General features: G+C 72.8%; 15 protein-coding genes. 12 read left to right on the top strand and 3 right to left on the bottom strand.

Going from position 1 to position 18,182, the window contains the following annotated elements; all coding sequences use genetic code 11:
• The first annotated feature begins 33 nt into the window (after nt 1–33).
• The 5 genes from CG736_RS18950 to CG736_RS18930 all read left to right on the top strand — a co-directional run bounded on the left by CG736_RS18950 (nt 34) and on the right by CG736_RS18930 (nt 7,300).
• Entirely contained in the window at nt 34–1,455 is a 1,422-nt protein-coding gene (locus CG736_RS18950) for a penicillin-binding transpeptidase domain-containing protein (RefSeq protein ID WP_100587624.1), read from the top strand.
• 88 nt (nt 1,456–1,543) lie between these two features.
• A complete protein-coding gene (locus CG736_RS18945; RefSeq protein ID WP_100587387.1) occupies nt 1,544–2,974 on the top strand; it encodes an APC family permease in 1,431 nt (476 codons plus the stop codon).
• A 99-nt stretch (nt 2,975–3,073) separates the two neighbouring features.
• Nucleotides 3,074–4,396, top strand: coding sequence for a hypothetical protein (locus CG736_RS18940; RefSeq protein WP_157815636.1), 1,323 nt, complete (start codon nt 3,074–3,076; stop codon nt 4,394–4,396).
• A gap of 133 nt (nt 4,397–4,529) precedes the next feature.
• Nucleotides 4,530–5,792 (top strand): glycosyltransferase 87 family protein, encoded by a 1,263-nt coding sequence (locus CG736_RS18935; RefSeq protein ID WP_157815635.1) that lies wholly within the window; start codon nt 4,530–4,532, stop codon nt 5,790–5,792.
• Nucleotides 5,789–7,300, top strand: coding sequence for a N,N-dimethylformamidase beta subunit family domain-containing protein (locus CG736_RS18930; protein WP_369880221.1), 1,512 nt, complete (start codon nt 5,789–5,791; stop codon nt 7,298–7,300). The genes CG736_RS18935 and CG736_RS18930 overlap by 4 nt, the downstream gene beginning before the upstream one ends.
• 42 nt (nt 7,301–7,342) lie before the next feature.
• On the opposite strand, the gene CG736_RS18925 is transcribed toward CG736_RS18930, so the two are convergent.
• A complete protein-coding gene (locus CG736_RS18925) occupies nt 7,343–9,037 on the bottom strand; it encodes a penicillin-binding transpeptidase domain-containing protein (protein ID WP_100587383.1) in 1,695 nt (564 codons plus the stop codon).
• A 129-nt stretch (nt 9,038–9,166) separates the two neighbouring features.
• Complete coding sequence (locus CG736_RS18920; RefSeq protein ID WP_369880220.1) at nt 9,167–10,987, bottom strand: dolichyl-phosphate-mannose--protein mannosyltransferase; 1,821 nt, start codon at nt 10,985–10,987, stop codon at nt 9,167–9,169.
• A 105-nt stretch (nt 10,988–11,092) separates the two neighbouring features.
• Here CG736_RS18920 and rsmI point away from each other — a divergent pair, with 105 nt between their 5' ends.
• From rsmI to CG736_RS18885, 7 genes are all read left to right on the top strand, one after another.
• The gene (gene rsmI / locus CG736_RS18915) at nt 11,093–11,938 is read left to right on the top strand and encodes a 16S rRNA (cytidine(1402)-2'-O)-methyltransferase (protein ID WP_100587382.1); all 846 of its coding nucleotides are present in this window, start codon (nt 11,093–11,095) and stop codon (nt 11,936–11,938) included.
• A gap of 188 nt (nt 11,939–12,126) precedes the next feature.
• A complete protein-coding gene (locus tag CG736_RS18910) occupies nt 12,127–12,546 on the top strand; it encodes a hypothetical protein (RefSeq protein WP_100587381.1) in 420 nt (139 codons plus the stop codon).
• A gap of 81 nt (nt 12,547–12,627) precedes the next feature.
• The gene (gene metG, locus CG736_RS18905) at nt 12,628–14,235 is read left to right on the top strand and encodes a methionine--tRNA ligase (protein WP_100587380.1); all 1,608 of its coding nucleotides are present in this window, start codon (nt 12,628–12,630) and stop codon (nt 14,233–14,235) included.
• Nucleotides 14,235–15,152: a TatD family hydrolase gene (locus tag CG736_RS18900; protein WP_100587379.1), complete on the top strand. Its 918-nt coding sequence runs from the start codon at nt 14,235–14,237 to the stop codon at nt 15,150–15,152. Before metG ends, CG736_RS18900 begins: the two co-directional genes overlap by 1 nt.
• Nucleotides 15,153–15,194: 42 nt before the next feature.
• Entirely contained in the window at nt 15,195–15,746 is a 552-nt protein-coding gene (locus CG736_RS18895) for a Uma2 family endonuclease (protein WP_100587378.1), read from the top strand.
• Nucleotides 15,747–15,764: 18 nt separating this feature from the next.
• Nucleotides 15,765–16,646 (top strand): 16S rRNA (adenine(1518)-N(6)/adenine(1519)-N(6))-dimethyltransferase RsmA, encoded by an 882-nt coding sequence (gene rsmA / locus CG736_RS18890; protein WP_100587377.1) that lies wholly within the window; start codon nt 15,765–15,767, stop codon nt 16,644–16,646.
• Nucleotides 16,646–17,575 (top strand): 4-(cytidine 5'-diphospho)-2-C-methyl-D-erythritol kinase, encoded by a 930-nt coding sequence (locus CG736_RS18885; protein WP_100587376.1) that lies wholly within the window; start codon nt 16,646–16,648, stop codon nt 17,573–17,575. The genes rsmA and CG736_RS18885 overlap by 1 nt, the downstream gene beginning before the upstream one ends.
• On the opposite strand, the gene CG736_RS18880 is transcribed toward CG736_RS18885, so the two are convergent.
• Complete coding sequence (locus CG736_RS18880) at nt 17,556–18,134, bottom strand: Uma2 family endonuclease (RefSeq protein WP_100587375.1); 579 nt, start codon at nt 18,132–18,134, stop codon at nt 17,556–17,558. The two genes, CG736_RS18885 and CG736_RS18880, sit on opposite strands and share 20 nt — an antisense overlap.
• Nucleotides 18,135–18,182: the final 48 nt, after the last annotated feature.

Raw genomic sequence — 18,182 nt, 5'->3', positions numbered from 1 at the left:
TCCACCACCGGCCGGCGGGCCGCCACCTTCTGCATGCTGCTGATCATCCTGCTGGCCGTCCAGGCCACCCGGGTGCAGGTCTTCCAGAAGCAGGAGCTGGACCACAACAGCGCCAACCAGCGCGCCACCATCCAGCGGTACGCGCAGCCGCGCGGCAACCTGATCGCCGGTCAGCCCGTCACCGGCTCGGTCGCGACCGGCGGCCGCCTGGCGTACCAGCGCACCTACACCGACGGCCCGCTGTACGCCGCCGTCACCGGCTACTCCTCGCAGATCTACGGCAACACCCAGCTGGAGGGCGTCTACGACGACCTGCTCACCGGCACCGACCCCCGGCTGACCGGCTGGGCGGTCTGGGACGCCATCACCCGCAACCAGCAGCCCGGCGGCGACGTGGTCACCACCATCGACCCGGCCGTGCAGCGCGCCGCCATGCAGGGGCTCGGCGGCCAGCAGGGCGCCGTCGCCGCGATCGAACCCGCCACCGGCCGGATCCTCGCGCTGGCCTCCACCCCCAGCTACGACCCCGGCGCGATCGCCGGCGCCGGCGCCGCCGACCAGGCCGCCTGGGAGAAGCTGCAGGCCGACCCCGACCAGCCGATGCTCAACCGGGCGCTGCGGCAGATCTACCCGCCCGGCTCGACCTTCAAGGTGGTCACCGCCGCGGCCGCGCTGGCCAACGGCACGGTGACGGACATCCAGGCCCCCACCGGCGCGCCCTTCCCGTACGTGATGCCCGGCACCACCACCACGCTCAACAACGACACCAGCGCCTGCGACCGGGAGGGGCTGTCGCTGGACGAGGCGATGACGCTGTCCTGCAACAGCGTGCTGGGCTGGCTCGGCGTGCAGACCGGCCTCGACCCGATGGTCGCGATGGCGAAGAACTTCGGCTTCGACGACGCCAAGCTCGACGTCCCGGTGCGGGCCGCCCGCTCCAACTTCGACACCAGGATGAACAGCTCGCAGCTGGCGCTGTCCTCGATCGGCCAGTACAACACCGCCGCCACCCCGCTGGTGATGGCGATGGTCGCCGCCGGGGTCGCCGCCGACGGGCGGGTGATGCATCCGCAGCTGGTGGACCGGCTCACCAAGGCCGACGGCACCCAGGTCCAGCTGATGCGCCCCGCCCTGTACCGGCAGGCGTTCGGGCCCGGCGTCGCCGCCGAGCTGCGCCGGCTGATGGTGAACGTGGTGAACAACGGCACCGGAGGCAACGCGCAGATCCCGGGCGCCGAGGTCGGCGGCAAGACCGGCACCGCCGAGCACGGCGTCGACAACAGCGGCACCCCGTACGCCTGGTTCATCGCCTGGGCCCGCCCCGCCGGGTCCACCGCGACCCCGCCGGTCGCCGTCGCGGTGGTGGTGGCCGACAGCACGGCCACCGACGTCACCGGGGGACGGCTGGCCGCGCCGATCGCCAAGGCCGTCATGCAGGCCGTCCTCGACCGGTGACCGCCGGACCCGCGACCAAGATCTCATAACTATGCATATCGGCGTATTTGATACAGTCCGTGCCTGATCCCCACCAGAAGGACGACCGATGAGCACCACCCGCCTGCTGCGGCGCAAGCCCGTGGACACCCTGATCGCCGAAGCGGGCGGAACCGGAGCCGGACACCTGCGCCGATCCATCGGGCTGTGGCAACTCTCCGCCATCGGCATCGGCGCCACCGTCGGCACCGGCATCTTCTTCGTCCTCACCACCTCCGTCCCGGTGGCCGGGCCGGCCGTGGTGGTGTCCTTCGTGATCGCCGCCGTCACGGCCGGCCTCACCGCGCTCTGCTACGCCGAACTCGCCTCCGCCATCCCGGTGGCCGGCTCCTCCTACTCGTACGCGTACGCCACCATGGGCGAGCTGGTCGCGTTCGGCGTCGGCGTCTGCCTGCTGATGGAGTACGGCGTCTCCGCGTCCGCGATCGCCGTCACCTGGGGCCAGTACCTCGACCAGTTCGCCGACCTGGCGTTCGGCCTGCACCTGCCTGCGGCGCTCACCGCCCCGCCCGGCGAGAACGGCGTCTTCAACCTGCCCGCCGTGGTGCTGGTCGCCCTGGTCACCGTGCTGCTGATCCGCGGCGTCGGCGAGTCCGCCAAGGTCAACGCCGTGATGGTGACCATCAAGCTGGCCATCCTGGTGCTCTTCGTGGCCATCGGCCTGACCGGCTTCCACGCCGGCAACTTCACCCCGTTCGCCCCCAACGGCTGGGGCGGCGTGCAGACGGCCGCCTCCACCATCTTCTTCTCCTTCATCGGCCTGGACGCCGTCTCCACCGCCGGCGAGGAGGTCCGCGAGCCGCGCCGCACCATGCCGCTGGCCATCCTGATCTCGCTCGGCGTGGTCACCCTGCTGTACATCGCGGTCGCCGTCACCGCGGTCGGCGCCCAGCCCTGGCAGCAGTTCGACGGACAGAAGGCCGGCCTCGCGCAGATCCTCCAGGACGTCACCGGCCAGTCCTGGCCCGCCCTGGTGTTCGCCGGCGGCGCGATCGTCTCGATCTTCTCCATCACCCTGGTGGTGATCTACGGCCAGACCCGGATCCTCTACGCGATGGGCCGCGACGGCCTGCTGCCCCGCCCCTTCACCCGGGTCTCCCCGCGCACCGGCACCCCGGTCTGGAACACCGTCGTGGTCGGCGCCGCGGTCGCCCTGCTGGCCGCCGTCTTCCCGCTCAGGCTGCTGGCCGACATGACCTCGATGGGCACCCTGGTGGCGTTCACCGCCGTGTCCGTCGGCATCGTCGTGCTCCGCCGCACCCGCCCCGACCTCCCGCGCGGCTTCAAGGTCCCGTTCTACCCGGTCACCCCCGTGCTCAGCGCCGGCTTCTGCGTCTACCTGATCACCAAGCTGCACCGCGACACCTTCATCGCCTTCGCGATCGCCCTGGCCCTCGCCGCCGTCCTCTACTTCACCTACAGCGCCAAGCACTCCCGCCTGGCCGCCCCCCGCACCGAGGAGCCCGCCGACCCCAGCTGACCGGGGGTTCCGTCGAGGCGGTCAGTGCCCGCTGGTAGCTTCCGGCTGCCCTGATCAACGGATCGGTGGCGAAGGACCATTACCCGGGGGGTATTTCTCATGGCATCACGTCGTGCACTGGCGGCAGTGTCCGCCGCCGCGATCGCGGGCGCGCTCGTCCTGACCGGAGCGCCGGCCGCCCTGGCGGACGGCGCCGGGATCATCGTCCAGTCCGCCCACAACGACTGGACGAACAACGGCAAGCTGGTGGTCGAGCTCTCGGCGCCGAGCGCGATCAGCAACGTCAAGGTCAGCCTCTACTCGATGGACACGCAACAGACCGTCGCCACCCTGACCAACCTGGAGCTGACCGGCGGCACCACCACCAGCGGCAGCTGGAGCAACCGCGGCCGGGTCCAGTTGCCTGCGCTCGGCTCGTACCGCATGGACGTCTCGGCCACCGACGAAGGCGGCGACACGTTGAACACCACCGGTGTCGGCTACTTCGCCTACTCCGTCTCCACCAACCTCGACGACGCCACGGTGGACCGCACCACGGTCGACTACGAGCACCGCACCGTGACCATCGGCGGCCACCTGATGGGCCGGCTGCCAGGCACCGGAGAGGTCGTCCCGATGGGCGGTCTCGCCGTGGACGTCACCTCGTACGCGGAGTACACCCGGGTCACCACGGCGGACGACGGCAGTTTCAGCGCGACCCTGCCGGTCACCGACCAGTACCAGAACACCATTTTCGCGAAGTTCAACTACGACCCGAAGCACGTCTTCTACGACCAGTCGGAGACGAAGTTCTTCCCGATCCGGATCAAGAAGACCGCGACGAAGATCGTGGCGAACCCGAGCACCCGCAAGGTGCCGTACAAGGGCGTCGTCGACTCCACCAGCGCCACCCTGCTGTGGAACTCGCCGACCGCCGGCTGGCAGCCGCTGGCAGGCCGGACGATCGAGTCCAACTCCTTCGGGGACCACGTCCGGCGCACCACTGACGACCAGGGCAACGCGGTCTTCCCCGCCACCATGCCGCTGTACGGCAACTACCGGATCGGCGTCGGCTGGAGCGCGGACGACCTGTTCCTCGACAGCACCTCGGCCGAGGCGGCGATCACGGTCGTCCAGCCCGCCGCGTTCAACGCCTTCTCCGCAGCCCGCGCCGACGGCGGCAACGTCGAGGTGAGCGGCTCGATGGCGTTCGACGGCAACATGAGCCCCGGCACCATCCCGGTGGACATCCAGTACTCCGCCACGGGCAAGGGCGGCTGGACCACCGTCGCCACCACCACCCGGCTGCAGTGGAACGGCCAGGGCGAGGGGTTCACCCTCACCGTTCCGGGTGCGGCTGCGGGCTTCTGGCGGGCGTCCTACACCGGAGCCCCGCAGTTCGAGAACGCCCGCAGCACGGTCGTGTACGTTTCCGCCTCCTGAACCGCGGCTGCGGAGCGCCGGTCGGCCGTCGGCTGACGCTCCGTAGGCCGAGCGGTGTCGAAATCCGGGCAGAACCGATAAAACGGGCCCGAATCCCGCGACAGGGCGTGGCTTTCGCCCTAGCCTTCGAGCCATGGCGAGCACCCGACGGGCCCTGCGTGTGCTCGGACATCCGGTGGCGCAGGCGGGCGGGTGGGTGGCGGCTGCGGGCTGGGCGGCGGCGTTCCCGCTGATGTCGCACCTGGCCAACCAGGCCGCCTGGGGGCGCTTCGCGGCGCCCGGGTACCTGCTCGCCGCGGTGCTGACGCTGACGCTGCCGTGCGGGCTCGCGGCGCGGGCGGCCGGCGCGGCGGCGGCGCTGGGCGCGGCGCTGCTGCCGCTCGGGGCGCTGGCGCTGACCGGGCACCACCAGTCCGAGGTGACGGTGGTGGAACGGTCGGCGGCGCTGCTGCTGCACACCGGCAGCCCGTACCTGACCGAGACGCCGCACGTCGTCGACTACAACCCGTACCTGCCCGCGATGGCGCTGTTCGGCCTGCCCCGGGTGGTGCTCGGCGAGGCCGGTCCGGCGGCCCGGGTGCTGGGCGACGCCCGGCTGTGGTTCGCGGCGGCGTTCCTGGCCTGCCTGCTGACCGGGTGGCGGCTGCTGCGCCCCGGCGGCCCGCTGCGGGCGTCGGTGCTGCCGCTGACGGTGCTCACCGCCTCGCCGCTGGTCGCGCTCGCGCTGGCCGTCGGCGGCGTCGACCTGCCGCTGACCGGCGTCTGCTGCCTGGCGATGGCGCTCGCCGAACGCGGCCACCCGCTGCGCACCGGCCTGGTGCTGGCGCTGGCCTGCACGCTGAAGTGGACGGCCTGGCCGGCGCTGCCGGTCGCGCTGCTGCTGCTGCACCGCCGGCACGGCCCGCGGTCGGCGCTGCGGGCCGCCGTCCCGGCGCTGGCCGTCGGCGGGGCGGTGCTCGGCCCGGTCGCGGCGCTCCACCCGCACGAACTGTACGAGCAGGTGGTGCGCTTCCCGCTGGGCCTGACCGCCGTCCACACCCCGGCCGGCAGCCCGCTGCCGGGCAAGGTGCTGGCCGGTCTCGGCCCGTACGGCCACACCCTGTCGCTGACCCTGCTGGCCGTCGGCGCGCTGGCCGTCGCGGCGTGGCTGCCGACCCGTCCGCCGGCCACCGCGGTCGCCGCCTGCGACCTGCTGGCGGCGGGCCTGACGGTGGCGTTCGCGCTGGCCCCGGCCGGCCGGTTCGGCTACCTGGCGCTGCCCGCCGTGCTGGTGGTGTGGCCGCGGCTGGCGACCGCGCCCGGGCGGCCGGTTCCGGTGCCCCGGCGGAGGCCGACGCACCGCCGGGCGGCCGACGTGCCTATGGTGTCCCGGGACACCGTACGAACACGGGAGTGATCTTGGGCGCCACCGGACGACGCCGCTTCCTGGGCCTGGCCGCCGGCGCGGCCGCCTCGCTCACCGCCTGCGGCCCGGGCGGCCCGGGCCGCACCGCCGCCGGCTCCGCCGCACCCGGCGGCAGCGCCGCGGCCGCCGCGCCGAGCCCCGCGCCGTCCGCCGCCGCGGCGGAGAACGCCAGACCGGGCAACGCCGACTGGGCGATCACCAACGCCGGCCCGGCCGGTGCGATCGAGGGCTGGGCGGACCGGGCCAGCGTGCTGCCCGGCGAGCAGGTCGGCCTGCACGTCTCCACCACCGCGCCCGGCTTCACCGTCACCGCCTACCGGATGGGCTGGTACGGCGGCGCCCGGGCCCGTCAGGTGTGGAGGTCGGGGCGGCTGCCCGGCGCCAAGCAGCAGCCGTTCACCGTCGACCAGGCCACCCGCATGGTGATCACTTCCTGGTCGCGCTCCACCGCCGTCGACACCACCGGCTGGCCGGAGGGCTGCTACCTGCTGCGGCTGGACGCGGAGGGCGGCGCCGGGCAGCGCTACGTGCCGCTCACCGTGCGTTCGCGCAGCACCGCCGGCACCACCGTGGTGGTCAACGCGGTCGCCACCTGGCAGGCCTACAACGAGTGGGGCGGCTACAACCTGTACAACGGCCCGTCCGGCGGGCTGCCCACCCGCTCGTACCAGGTCAGCTTCGACCGGCCGTACCAGTACGACGACGGTGCGGGCCTGTTCCTGGTCTACGAGGCCCCGCTGGTCGCGCTCGCCGAGAAGCTCGGCATCCCGCTGTCGTACGCCACCTGCATCGACGTCGCCGCCGACCCGAACCTGCTGCGCGGCGCCAAGGCGGCGCTCTCGCTCGGCCACGACGAGTACTGGTCGCCCGAGCAGCGCGCCCACTTCACCGCGGCCCGCGACGCCGGCACCCACCTGGCGATCCTGGGCGCCAACTGCTGCTTCCGGCGGGTGCGGTACGAGCCGTCGCCGACCGGCCCGGACCGCACCGTGGTCTGCTGGAAGGGCGCCTGGAAGGACGACCCCGGCTACCGGGCGGGGCACCCGGCGACCACCGACTTCCGCTCCCCGCCCGGTGCCGACCCGGAGTCCTCGCTGCTCGGCGTGATCTACGACGGCTACCCGGTGGACGCCCCGTACGTGGTCACCGCGCCCGGCCACTGGCTGTTCGCGGGCACCGGCGCGAAGGCCGGCGACAGCTTCCCGCACCTGGTCGGCGTCGAGTACGACCGGGTCAACCCGTCCTACCCGACGCCGCAGGGCATCGAGGTGCTCTCGCACTCCCCGGTGGTCTGCGAGGGCCGGCACTCGTTCGCCGACACCGCGCTGTACCCGGCGGGCAGCGGCGCGCTGGTCTTCGCCACCGGCACCATGCGGTGGGTGGAGTCGCTGGAGGCGACCGGCCCGGCCGGCGGCAGCGCGATCCACGGCATCGACGGCCGGGCGGGCGCGTTCACCCGCCAGGTCACCGAGAACCTGCTGCGGCGCTTCGCGCAGTGAGACGCGGACGGGGCCCCGCTCCCGGGGCCCCGTCCGCCTGCGTCACTTGCGGTTGCCCACCGCCAGCACCTTGGACGAGGCCGGTCCGGCCGCCGCCGAGCCGTGCCCGGCGCCCTGGAACTCGGCGGCGACCGCCAGGTCGCCCGAGTAGGCGGTGAACCAGGAGTTCGCGTCGGTGCTGTTGTCGACCTCGGCGGTGCCGGTCTTCGCGCCGGAACCGGCCGGCAGGGCCGGCTTCACGGCTGCGGCGGTGCCGGACTTCACGGTCTGCGTCATCAGCGACCGCAGGCTGGAGAGCACGTCGGGGGAGAGCGTCCGGGCAGCCTTCACCTGGTCCATGCCGGGCACCAGGATCGGCTGCTTGAACACCCCGGACTGCACGGTCGCGGCGATCGACGCCATGCCCAGCGGGTTGGCGCGCACCTTGCCCTGACCGATGAACTCGCTGGCCGCGCCCGCCATGCTGGTCTCGACCGGGATGTCGGTGTCGAAGTTCGACAGGCCGGTCTTCCAGACCAGCCCGATGCCGAACACGTCCTTGGCGAGCGAGGGCAGCGAGTTCGCCTTGAGGACGTCCTTGCCCTTCTCGATGAAGGAGGTGTTGCAGGAGTTGATGAACGCGTCGGTGAGCGTGTACTCGGGGTGCGCGCCCTTGAAGTCGTTGGCGATGGACTTGCCGGTGACCATGGTGGTCTCCGGGCAGGGCATCGAGGTGGTCGGCGTGATCCCGGCCTCCAGCAGCGCGGCGGCGGTCAGCACCTTCAGGGTGGAGCCGGGCGCGGTCGCCCCGGAGAACGCCCGGTTCTGGCCGGTGGTGGGGGAGAAGGCATAGGCCAGGATGCCGCCGGTGCTGGGCTCGATCGCCACCAGCGAGCCCGGCTTGCCCTGGGCGGCGACCGCGGACTCGGCGGCCGCCTGGAGGTCCGCGTCCAGGGTCAGCTTCAGGTTGGGGACGGGCTTGGGCTCCTTCAGCGTGAAGACCTTCTCCGCGGGCCCGTTGCCGGACGCGGGGGAGATCACCACGGCGGTGCCGGCGTCCTCCGGGCTGCCGCCCTGCGGGGCGGCGGCCTTCAGCTGGTTGAGCAGGCCGGTGAGCGAGGCGTAGCCGGCCAGCGGCTTGCCCTTGCGGTCGGTGACGGCGGCGGGCGCGGCGAACACCGGCTTGACGCCGATGGTCTCGGTGGCGTCCAGCTTCGGGTGGATCACGGTGGGCGCCCAGTGCACGGCGGCGGTGCCGTCGCTCATCTTCACCACCCCGAGCACGCCGTCGTAGTTCCACGGGGAGCCGGCCTCGGCGAACTCCAGCGAGGCCTTGAAGCTCTCCAGCACCCCGGTCGGCCCGGCGGCGGCCGTCGAGGACGCCGACGCCGACGCGGACGGCGCGGCGGACTTGGACGCGGCCGGGCTGGGCGCGGTGGTCGGGCCGCCGACGGTGAGGTGGACGGCGGAGGGCTTCACGTTGTCGTGGAAGGCCTGCAGCGCGGCCTGCGCCTTGTCCGGGTCGTCGGTGAGCTTGGCGGCGGCGGACAGGTCGCCCTTGGCCCAGGCGTCCAGGAAGGCCTTGGCGCCGGACGCGGCGAGTTCGGGGCCGGGGGGCTCGGCGACCACGGTGCGCGGCTTCTTGGCGGCGTCCTTGCCGGCGGAGTCGCCGGAGACCAGGGCGTAGGCACCGTAGCCGCCGGCGAGCAGCAGCACCGTGGCGGCCGAGGCGATGCCGATCTTCGCGCCGTTGTTCACGTCGAGTCCCCCCTGGTGTGTCGTGGCCGCCAGGAATCAGCGGCCACGACACCATAGGCAGACACCATCCGTGCACTCACGACACGCCGCCGGTTTGTGACAGATCCGGTACACGCTCTCCGGTGTGGATCAGATCCACGTACTGAGCCACATCCGGCCGTTCCAGTCCGACATTGGGATCGTCTGACCGGTGAAGATCGGATAGAAGTACAGGAAGTTCCACATGATGCCCACGACCAGCAGTCCCGCGCCGGTGGCGCCCGCCAACCTGCGGTCCGGCGAGGCGTGGGCCGGGCCCAGCATCGCGCCGATCATCATGGTCACCGCCAGCACCAGGAACGGCACGAAGCACACCGCGTAGAACAGGAAGATGGTGCGCTCCTGGTACTGGAACCAGGGCAGGTAGCCGGCCGCCAGGGCGGCCAGCAGCGCCCCCGCCCGCCAGTCGCGGCGCATCAGCCAGCGGTACAGGCAGTACAGCAGCGCGGCGATGCCCGCCCACCACAGCAGCGGGGTGCCGATCGCCAGCACCTCGCGGGCGCAGTCGGAGGTGGTGCAGCCGGCCTGGCCGTTCTTCGGCGACTCGTAGAAGAACGACACCGGGCGGCCGAGGAGCAGCCAGCTCCACGGGTTCGACTGGTAGGTGTGCGGGCTGTGCAGGTTGGTGTGGAAGTCCAGCATCGTGGAGTGGTAGTGCCACAGGCTGCGCCACCAGTCCGGGCCGAACCCGCCCGGGTGCTGCACCGCCCAGTCGCGGAAGTAGCCGCCCTTGCCGGGCTCCGTCGAGGACATGATCCAGCCGGTCCAGCTGACCAGGTAGGTGACCGCCGCGGTGAGGCCGAGGGAGGCCGCCGAGCAGACCCAGTCCACGCAGTGCCGCAGGATCCGCAGGCCCTCGACGATCGGCTGCCCGCCCGGGCCGCGGATCCCGCCGACCATCCGGCGGGCCGAGGTGTCCCAGAAGGCGACGAGCAGGACGAAGACGGCGATCGCCGGGCCGCCGCTCCACTTGGTGGCCGTCATCAGGCCGAGGCTGACGCCCGCCGCCAGCCGGTAGGGCCGCAGGCCGAGCTGCCACCAGTCGGTGCCCAGCCCGGCGTCCAGCCGCTTCGCGATCAGCGCCCGGGTGCGGTCCCGGTCGATCAGCAGCAGGCCGAACGCGGCCAGGAACCAGAACATCACGACCAGGTCGAGGATCGCGGTGCGGCTGAGCACGAAGTGCAGGCCGTCGACCGACATCAGCAGCCCGGCCACGCAGCCCAGCAGCGTCGAGCGGAACAGCCGCCGTCCGATCCGGGCCAGCATCAGCACCGACAGGGTGCCGAGCACGGCCATCATGAACCGCCAGCCGAACGGGTTCATGCCGTAGATCTGCTCGCCCAGGCCGATGATCCACTTACCGACCGGCGGGTGCACGATGTACGCCGGGTCGGTGCGGAACGGGACGGTCGGGTTCGGCGCGGTGATCAGGCCGTTGGCGTCGTCCGCCCAGTTGGTCTCGTAGCCGACCTGCCAGAGCGCGTACGCGTCCTTGGCGTAGTACGTCTCGTCGAAGATCAGCGCGTGCGGCCCGCCGAGGTTCACGAAGCGCAGCACGCCCGCGAAGACCGCCACCGCGATCGGGCCGAGCCAGCCGGACCAGCGGCACAGCCACGACCACAGCGCGTCCGGCAGCCGGATGCCGAGCCGGGCCAGCAGCGGCGACGGCGGGACCACGTCCGGGGTGACGCCGGGGCCGTCCGGCATCGGCGGCACCAACTGCTCGTCCAGGGGCGTGCGCCGCGGCGCGCGGTAGCCCGCGCCGGACAGCGCCCGGGCCCACCGGGAGGCCGGTTCGGGATCGGCGCGCGGCCTCGGAACGGCGGCCGGATCGGCCGATTCCAGCACGGTCACGCCACCCCGCTCGGGGTGGTCCACACCACTGTCCATGTCGCCGCTCACGGGCCACATCGTAGGGGCAATGGCTGAAGTCACAAGGGGTCCCCGCACGGCTCGCACCGCACCGGGCCGCGTCCGTCCCGGTGAGGACCCCCGCCGGTAGGGGAGGATGGTGCCGTGACTGGTGTTCTCGTACTGGCAGGTACCCCCATCGGCGACGTCGAGGACGCGCCGCCCCGACTGCGCGCCGAACTCGCCGAGGCGGACGTCATCGCCGCCGAGGACACCCGGCGGCTGCGCCGGCTCACCCAGGCGCTCGGCGTGACGCCGACCGGCCGGGTGGTGTCCTACTTCGAGGGCAACGAGGTCGGCCGCACCCCCGAACTGGTCGCCGCGCTCCAGGGCGGGGCCCGGGTGCTGCTGGTCACCGACGCCGGCATGCCCTCGGTCTCCGACCCCGGCTACCGGCTGGTCGACGCGGCCGTGGCCGCCGGGATCAAGGTGACCGCGGTGCCCGGCCCGTCCGCGGTGCTCACCGCGCTGGCGCTGTCCGCGCTGCCGGTGGACCGCTTCACCTTCGAGGGCTTCCTGCCCCGCAAGGCCGGCGACCGCTCCCGGCAGCTCGCCCAGATCGCCGCCGAACCGCGCACCATGGTGTTCTTCGAGGCCCCGCACCGGATCGCCGAGACCCTCGCCGCGATGGCCGAGGCGTTCGGCGCCGAGCGGCCCGCAGCGGTCTGCCGCGAGCTCACCAAGACCTACGAGGAGGTCAAGCGCGGCCCGCTCGCCGAACTCGCCGCCTGGGCCGCCGACGGCGTCAGGGGCGAGATCACCGTGGTGGTGGCCGGCGCCCCGCCCGCCGCCCCCGAGGAGGTCGGCCCCGCCGAGCTGGCCCGCCGGGTCGCCGCCCGCGAGGAGGCCGGCGAGCGCCGCAAGGAGGCGATCGCCGCGGTCGCCGCCGAACTGGGCCTGCGCAAGTCCGTGGTCTTCGACGCCGTGGTGGCCGCCAAGCACGCCGGCTGACCCGTCGAGTGCCCATGGCCGGATTCGGTCGTACGTTGGAATGAGCAACCCCAGCGGAGGGCCAATTCGGAACCAAGACTTGGCAAGCCGGGCATCGGACGGACCCTCCCGGGCATTCCCTGGGATGGAAAGACCCGCGCCGGGCCCGCCAGGTCGGGCGACGGGCTCCGAGCGAAGCGAGGTGGCGCATGAGCGACACGATCGACAGCCCCCTGGACGGTGGAGCGCCCAGCGGCCTCGGGCTGACCACCCGACCGCGCATCCCCGTGGAGACGGTCCGCGAGGCCTACTCCTTCGTCTGCCTCAACTGCGGCTACGGCTGGGAGCAGGCGTACGACATCGAGCACCACACCGGCCGCGACGGACACACCGTGGTCGAGTACAAGGCGAACGGGGTCAAGGTCCCGTCCCCGCTGCGTGAACTGGTCTGCCCCGGCTGCGGCGGCGAACGGGTCCGGATCATGCGGGCCGGCCGGGTCGCCGAGGTGGCCGCCGGCGTCGCCCCCGGCTACGCCCCCACCGCCGAACCCGAGGGCCCGCAGAAGCCCCGCAAGCCGCGCGTCCTGCACTGGTGGAACCGGTTGTTCCGCCGCCACCGCGCCGCCTGACCCCGCTCCGACGCCCGCACCGGCCCCGGACCGCCGCCGCGGTCCGGGGCCGCGGCGCGCCCGGCGACTAGGATCCCCGCTATGGCGGCCTTCGCAGAGCACCCCAGCACCGACGCGTACTACGTCACCACGCCGATCTACTACGTGAACGACCGCCCCCACCTGGGCCACGCGTACACCACCGTCGCGGGCGACGTGCTGACCCGCTGGCACCGCCAGCGCGGCGAGGACGTCTGGTACCTCACCGGTACCGACGAGCACGGCCAGAAGATCCTGCGCACCGCCGAAGCGCACGGCGTCACCCCGCAGGAGTGGTGCGACCGGCTGGTCGAGGAGGCCTGGAAGCCGCTCTGGCAGCACCTGGAGATCGCCAACGACGACTTCGTCCGGACCACCCAGGCGCGGCACACCGACCGCGTCCAGGAGTTCGTCCAGGACCTGTACGACAAGGGCGAGATCTACCGGGGCAGCTACACCGGCCCCTACTGCGTCGGCTGCGAGGAGTACAAGCTCCCCGGCGAACTGCTGCCCGGCGCCGGCGAGGACGAAAAGCTCTGCCCCGTCCACAAGCGCCCGGTCGAGTGGCTGGAGGAGGAGAACTACTTCTTCAAGCTCTCCGCGTACGGCCCGAAGCTGCTGGAGTTCTACGCCGCCAACCCCGGCTTCATCCAGCCCGCCGCCGCCCGCAACGAGGTGCTGCGCTTCGTCGAACAGGACCTCAAGGACCTGTCGATCTCCCGCTCCACCTTCGACTGGGGCGTGCCGCTGCCCTGGGACGACAAGCACGTCCTGTACGTGTGGGTCGACGCCCTGCAGAACTACATCACCGCCGCCGGGTACGGCGCCGACCCCGAACGGTTCGCCCGGCTCTGGCCCGCCTCCGTGCACCTGGTCGGCAAGGACATCCTGCGCTTCCACGCCGTCATCTGGCCCGCCATGCTGATGGCCGCCGGGCTGCCGCTGCCGAAGCGGGTGGTCGCCAACGGCTGGCTGATGGTCGGCGGCGAGAAGATGTCCAAGTCCAACCTGACCGGCATCGCGCCCACCGACCTCACCTCGCACTTCGGCGTCGACGCCTACCGCTACTACTTCCTGCGGGCCATCCCGTTCGGCACCGACGGGTCGTTCTCCTGGGAGGACTTCACCGCCCGCTACACCTCCGAACTCGCCAACGACTTCGGCAACCTGGCCTCCCGGGCCGCCGCGATGGTCGGCAAGTACTACGACGGCGTGCTGCCCGCGGCCGCCGCCCACGGCGAGGCCGAGCAGGCCGTCGCGGACGCCCTGGTCCGGGCCGCGGAGGAGGCCGACCGGAGGATCGGCGAAGAGCTGGACTTCGCGGGCGGCATCGCCGCGATCTTCGAGTTCATCAAGACCGTCAACGGCTACCTGACCGCGCAGGAACCCTGGAAGATCGCCGGATCCACCGCCGAGGACGACCGGGCCCGGCTCGCCACCGTCCTCTACACCGCCGCCGAAGCGCTGCGGGCCACCGCCGTCCTGCTCAACCCCGTGATGCCCGCCGCCGCGGCCAGGCTCTGGGACTCCCTGGGCGCCGAGCCCGCGCTCGGCCCGCTCGCCGACCAGCGCATCGCCACCGTCGCCGACTGGGGACGCCTGCCCGCCGGCGTCCTCGTCACCAAGGGCGACGTCCTGTTCCCCCGCCTCGAAGAGAAGACCGCCTCCTGATGGCCGCCAACGCCAAGAAGAACGACGACCGCTCGACCCCGCCGCCGCTGCCCGAGCCGCTCGCCGTCCCCGTCGCCGACTCGCACACCCACCTCGACATGCAGTCCGGCACCCCCGCCGAGGGGCTGGCCCGCGCCGCGTCCGTCGGCGTCACCACCGTCGTCCAGGTCGGCTGCGACGTGCCCGGCTCGCAGTGGGCCGCGGACCTCGCCGCCGAGTACGAGCAGGTGCACGCCGCCGTCGCCCTGCACCCCAACGAGGCCCCCCGGATCTTCCTCGGCGACCCTGGGGGCACCTCCCAGCCCCCTGGGGCTGGGGGAGGCTGGTCCGGGCAGCGGCGCACGCCCGGCGGCCGGGCCGCGCTCGACGCCGCCCTCGCGGAGATCGACCGCCTCGCCGCCCTCCCGCACGTCCTCGCCGTCGGCGAGACCGGCCTCGACTACTTCCGCACCGGCCCCGAGGGCGTCGACCTGCAGAAGGAGTCCTTCCGCCGCCACATCGAGATCGCCAAGCGCCACGGCAAGGCCCTCGTCATCCACGACCGCGAGGCCCACGAGGACGTCATCGCCGTCCTCCTCGAAGAGGGCGCCCCCGAGCGCACGATCTTCCACTGCTACTCCGGCGACGCCGCCATGGCCAGGACCTGCGCCGAGCACGGCTGGTACCTCTCCTTCGCCGGCCCCGTCACCTACAAGGCCAACCACCCCCTCCGCGAGGCCCTCACCGCCACCCCCCTCGACCGCGTCCTGATCGAGACCGACGCCCCCTTCCTCACCCCCCACCCCTACCGCGGCCGCCCCAACGCCCCCTACCTCATCCCGGTCACCCTGCGCGCGATGGCGGCCCATCTGGCCCTGGAGGAGGACGTGTTGGCGACGGCGATCGCGGCGAACACGGCACGGGCGTTCGGTTACTGACCGTGCCGGTCCGGCTACGATGAGGGCGGGTGGAGCAAGTGGATGAACGCGCCCTCGCGCGGTTGGACCGGCGACGAGATCGGTGACGTCGAGTTCCCGTTCAGCTGGGAGCTGGTGGACGGGGTGATCACCCCGGTGCCGCCGAACGACATGTGGCACTGCCGGGTGCGGGACCGCCTGACGGTGGCCACGGACCGGCAACAGGTGCAACCGCTGGTCGTGATGGGCTCCGCAACGCTCGTGTTCGACCCGCGCAACTGGGTTCGACCCGACGCGGTGGTGTACGACAAGTCCGGGCTCGATATCCGCACCATGGACACCCTGCCGCTGCGGTCGGTGCTGCTCGCCGTCGAGGTGGTCGTTCCGGCCACTCGCACCGCCGACCGTCTCCGCAAACCGGCGCAGTACGCCGAGGCCGGCGTTCCGTCCTACTGGCGCATCGAACGGGGCGAGGACGACATCCCTGTCGTGCACGAGTTCCGGCTCGACCGGGAGCAGGGCGGCCACCTGCGGGTCGCCGTGCACGAAGGACGGCTCCGCACCGACCTGCCGTTCCCCGTCGAGATCGATCTCAAGCAGTTGGTGGAACTCTGATCCCCGTATCCTTGGCGGGTGAGCACCACCGAACCCACCTCCGACGGCCACCTGCTGGGCGCTGCCGACATCCGCGCGCTGGCTGAGGCGTTCGGCGTGAAGCCGACCAAGCAGCGCGGGCAGAACTTCGTCATCGACGGGAACACCGTGCGGCGGATCGTGCGGGCGGCGGAGGTGACGGAGCAGGACGCGGTGGTCGAGGTCGGGCCGGGGCTCGGGTCGCTGACGCTGGCGCTGCTGGAGGTGGCGCGGCACGTGACGGCGGTGGAGATCGACCCGGTGCTGGCGCGGCACCTGCCGGACACCGTCAAGGGCCGGATGCCCGGCAAGGCCGACAACTTCGACCTAGTGCTGAGCGACGCCATGGACGTCACCGAGCTGCCCGGCCCCGAGCCGACCGCGCTGGTGGCGAACCTGCCGTACAACGTCGCCGTGCCGGTGCTGCTGCACATGCTGGAGACGTTCCCCAGCATCGAGCGCACGCTGGTGATGGTGCAGAGCGAGGTCGCCGACCGGCTCGCCGCCAAGCCCGGCAACAAGGTCTACGGCGTGCCGTCCGTGAAGGCCAACTGGTACGCGGACGTGAAGCGGGCCGGCGCGATCGGGCGGAACGTGTTCTGGCCCGCGCCGAACGTCGACTCCGGACTGGTCTCGCTGATCCGCCGCGACCCGCCGTCCACCACCGCCACCCGCCGCGAGGTGTTCGCCGTCGTGGACGCCGCGTTCGCGCAGCGCCGCAAGACCCTGCGGGCCGCGCTGGCGGGCTGGGCCGGCTCGCCGGCCGCCGCCGAGGAGGCGCTGCGCGGGGCGGGCATCGACCACACGCTGCGCGGCGAGATGCTGACGGTGGAGCAGTTCGCCGCGATCGCCGAGCACAAGCCGAAGACTCCGGAGCAGTGATGGTCACCGTCCGCGTCCCCGCCAAGGTCAACGTCCAGCTCGGCGTCGGCGGGGTCCGCCCCGACGGCTACCACGACCTGGCGAACGTGTTCTTCGCCGTCGCCCTCGGCGACGAGGTCACCGCGACGCCCGGCGACGGCGTCACCCTGACCTGCACCGGCCCCGACGCGGACGCCGTCCCGCTGGACGACACCAACCTGGCCGCCCGCGCCGCCCGCCTGCTCGCCGCCCACCACGGCCTGCCCGCCCCCGGCGTCCACCTGCACATCGCCAAGGCCATCCCGGTGGCCGGCGGCATGGCCGGCGGCAGCGCCGACGGAGCGGCCGCGCTGCTCGCCTGCGACGCCCTCTGGGGCCTCGACACCCCCCTCGACACCCTGCTGGAACTCGCCGCCGAACTCGGCTCCGACGTCCCGTTCGCACTGCTCGGCGGCGTCGCCCTGGGCCGCGGCCGGGGCGAGATCCTGGAGGCGCTGCCCGTCTCCGGCACCTTCCACTGGGTGTTCGCGGTCGCCGACGGGGGACTCTCCACCCCGGCGGTGTTCCGCGAGTGCGACCGGCTGCGCGAGGAGTCCGGCACCGGCGCCACGATCGAGGACGTTCCCACCCCCGACGCCGACCCCGAGCTGCTCGCCGCCCTCGCCGACGGCGACCCCGTCGCGCTGGCCGCCGCCCTCAGCAACGACCTGCAGGCCGCCGCCGTCTCGCTGCGCCCGTCCCTCGCCGACACCCTGCACGCCGGCACCGAGGCCGGCGCCCTCGCCGCCCTGGTCTCCGGCTCCGGCCCGACCTGCGCCTTCCTGGCCAAGGACGCCGACGCCGCCGCCCACATCGCCGCCGCCCTCCGCGCCTCCGACACCTGCCGCACCGCCCACGCCACCCACGGCCCGGTGCCCGGCGCGCAGGTGGTCAGCGCACCCAGGCCTTGAACGGCTCGGTGTCCAGGCTGATCCCGACCGGATCCGGCAGCGCGACGGTCTTGCCGAACGGACGCCGGATGAGGCTCACGTACTGACCGTCCTCGGGTTCGCTGTGGACCAGCACCTCGCAGCTGTCCCGGTCGACCAGGAGGTAGACCGGGATGCCGGTCTCCGCGTAGGCCCGCGGCTTCTCATTCCGGTCGCGGCGATCGGTGTCGGTGTCGTACGAGGTCACCTCGACCACCATGACGGCCCGGTCGGGGTCGGCCCATTCGCCCTGGCCGGCGAAGCTGCCCTTCGGAACGAGCACGCCGTCCGGCTTGGCGTGGCCCTTGCGGTAGGTCTCCACCCGCAGCCCGCGTTCGGGGTACAGCCACAGGTCGGGGCGCTGCTGCATGCACTGCTCCATGACCCAGCGGATGATCTCGTCGTGGTCGCCGTCGGGCACTGCCTTGACTCCGATCCGCCCGTGGATGAACTCCATCCGCACGCCCTCACGCTCGGCCGCCAGGGCGATGCGTTCGAACTCCTCGACCAGCATCTGCGGCCGGTCCTCCACTGCCGTCATCGCACACCTCCCGCTCTCCGCTTCGCCGTTGTGCTCTTCGCACGGTAC

Origin of the sequence: Kitasatospora sp. CB02891 (assembly GCF_002803145.1) — a bacterium.
In the GTDB taxonomy this organism is placed as follows: domain Bacteria; phylum Actinomycetota; class Actinomycetes; order Streptomycetales; family Streptomycetaceae; genus Kitasatospora; species Kitasatospora griseola.
This window is presented reverse-complemented; position numbering and strand designations above follow the sequence as displayed.

Coding starts and splice junctions, on each gene's coding strand:
- CG736_RS18935 (WP_157815635.1), top strand. CDS start 4,530: ATGGCGAGCACCCGACGGGCCCTGCGTGTGCTCGGACATCCGGTGGCG.
- CG736_RS18900 (WP_100587379.1), top strand. CDS start 14,235: ATGGCCGCCAACGCCAAGAAGAACGACGACCGCTCGACCCCGCCGCCG.
- CG736_RS18885 (WP_100587376.1), top strand. CDS start 16,646: ATGGTCACCGTCCGCGTCCCCGCCAAGGTCAACGTCCAGCTCGGCGTC.
- CG736_RS18910 (WP_100587381.1), top strand. CDS start 12,127: ATGAGCGACACGATCGACAGCCCCCTGGACGGTGGAGCGCCCAGCGGC.
- CG736_RS18950 (WP_100587624.1), top strand. CDS start 34: ATGCTGCTGATCATCCTGCTGGCCGTCCAGGCCACCCGGGTGCAGGTC.
- CG736_RS18945 (WP_100587387.1), top strand. CDS start 1,544: ATGAGCACCACCCGCCTGCTGCGGCGCAAGCCCGTGGACACCCTGATC.
- CG736_RS18940 (WP_157815636.1), top strand. CDS start 3,074: ATGGCATCACGTCGTGCACTGGCGGCAGTGTCCGCCGCCGCGATCGCG.
- CG736_RS18895 (WP_100587378.1), top strand. CDS start 15,195: ATGAACGCGCCCTCGCGCGGTTGGACCGGCGACGAGATCGGTGACGTC.
- CG736_RS18920 (WP_369880220.1), bottom strand. CDS start 10,987: ATGTGGCCCGTGAGCGGCGACATGGACAGTGGTGTGGACCACCCCGAG.
- CG736_RS18880 (WP_100587375.1), bottom strand. CDS start 18,134: ATGACGGCAGTGGAGGACCGGCCGCAGATGCTGGTCGAGGAGTTCGAA.
- metG (WP_100587380.1), top strand. CDS start 12,628: ATGGCGGCCTTCGCAGAGCACCCCAGCACCGACGCGTACTACGTCACC.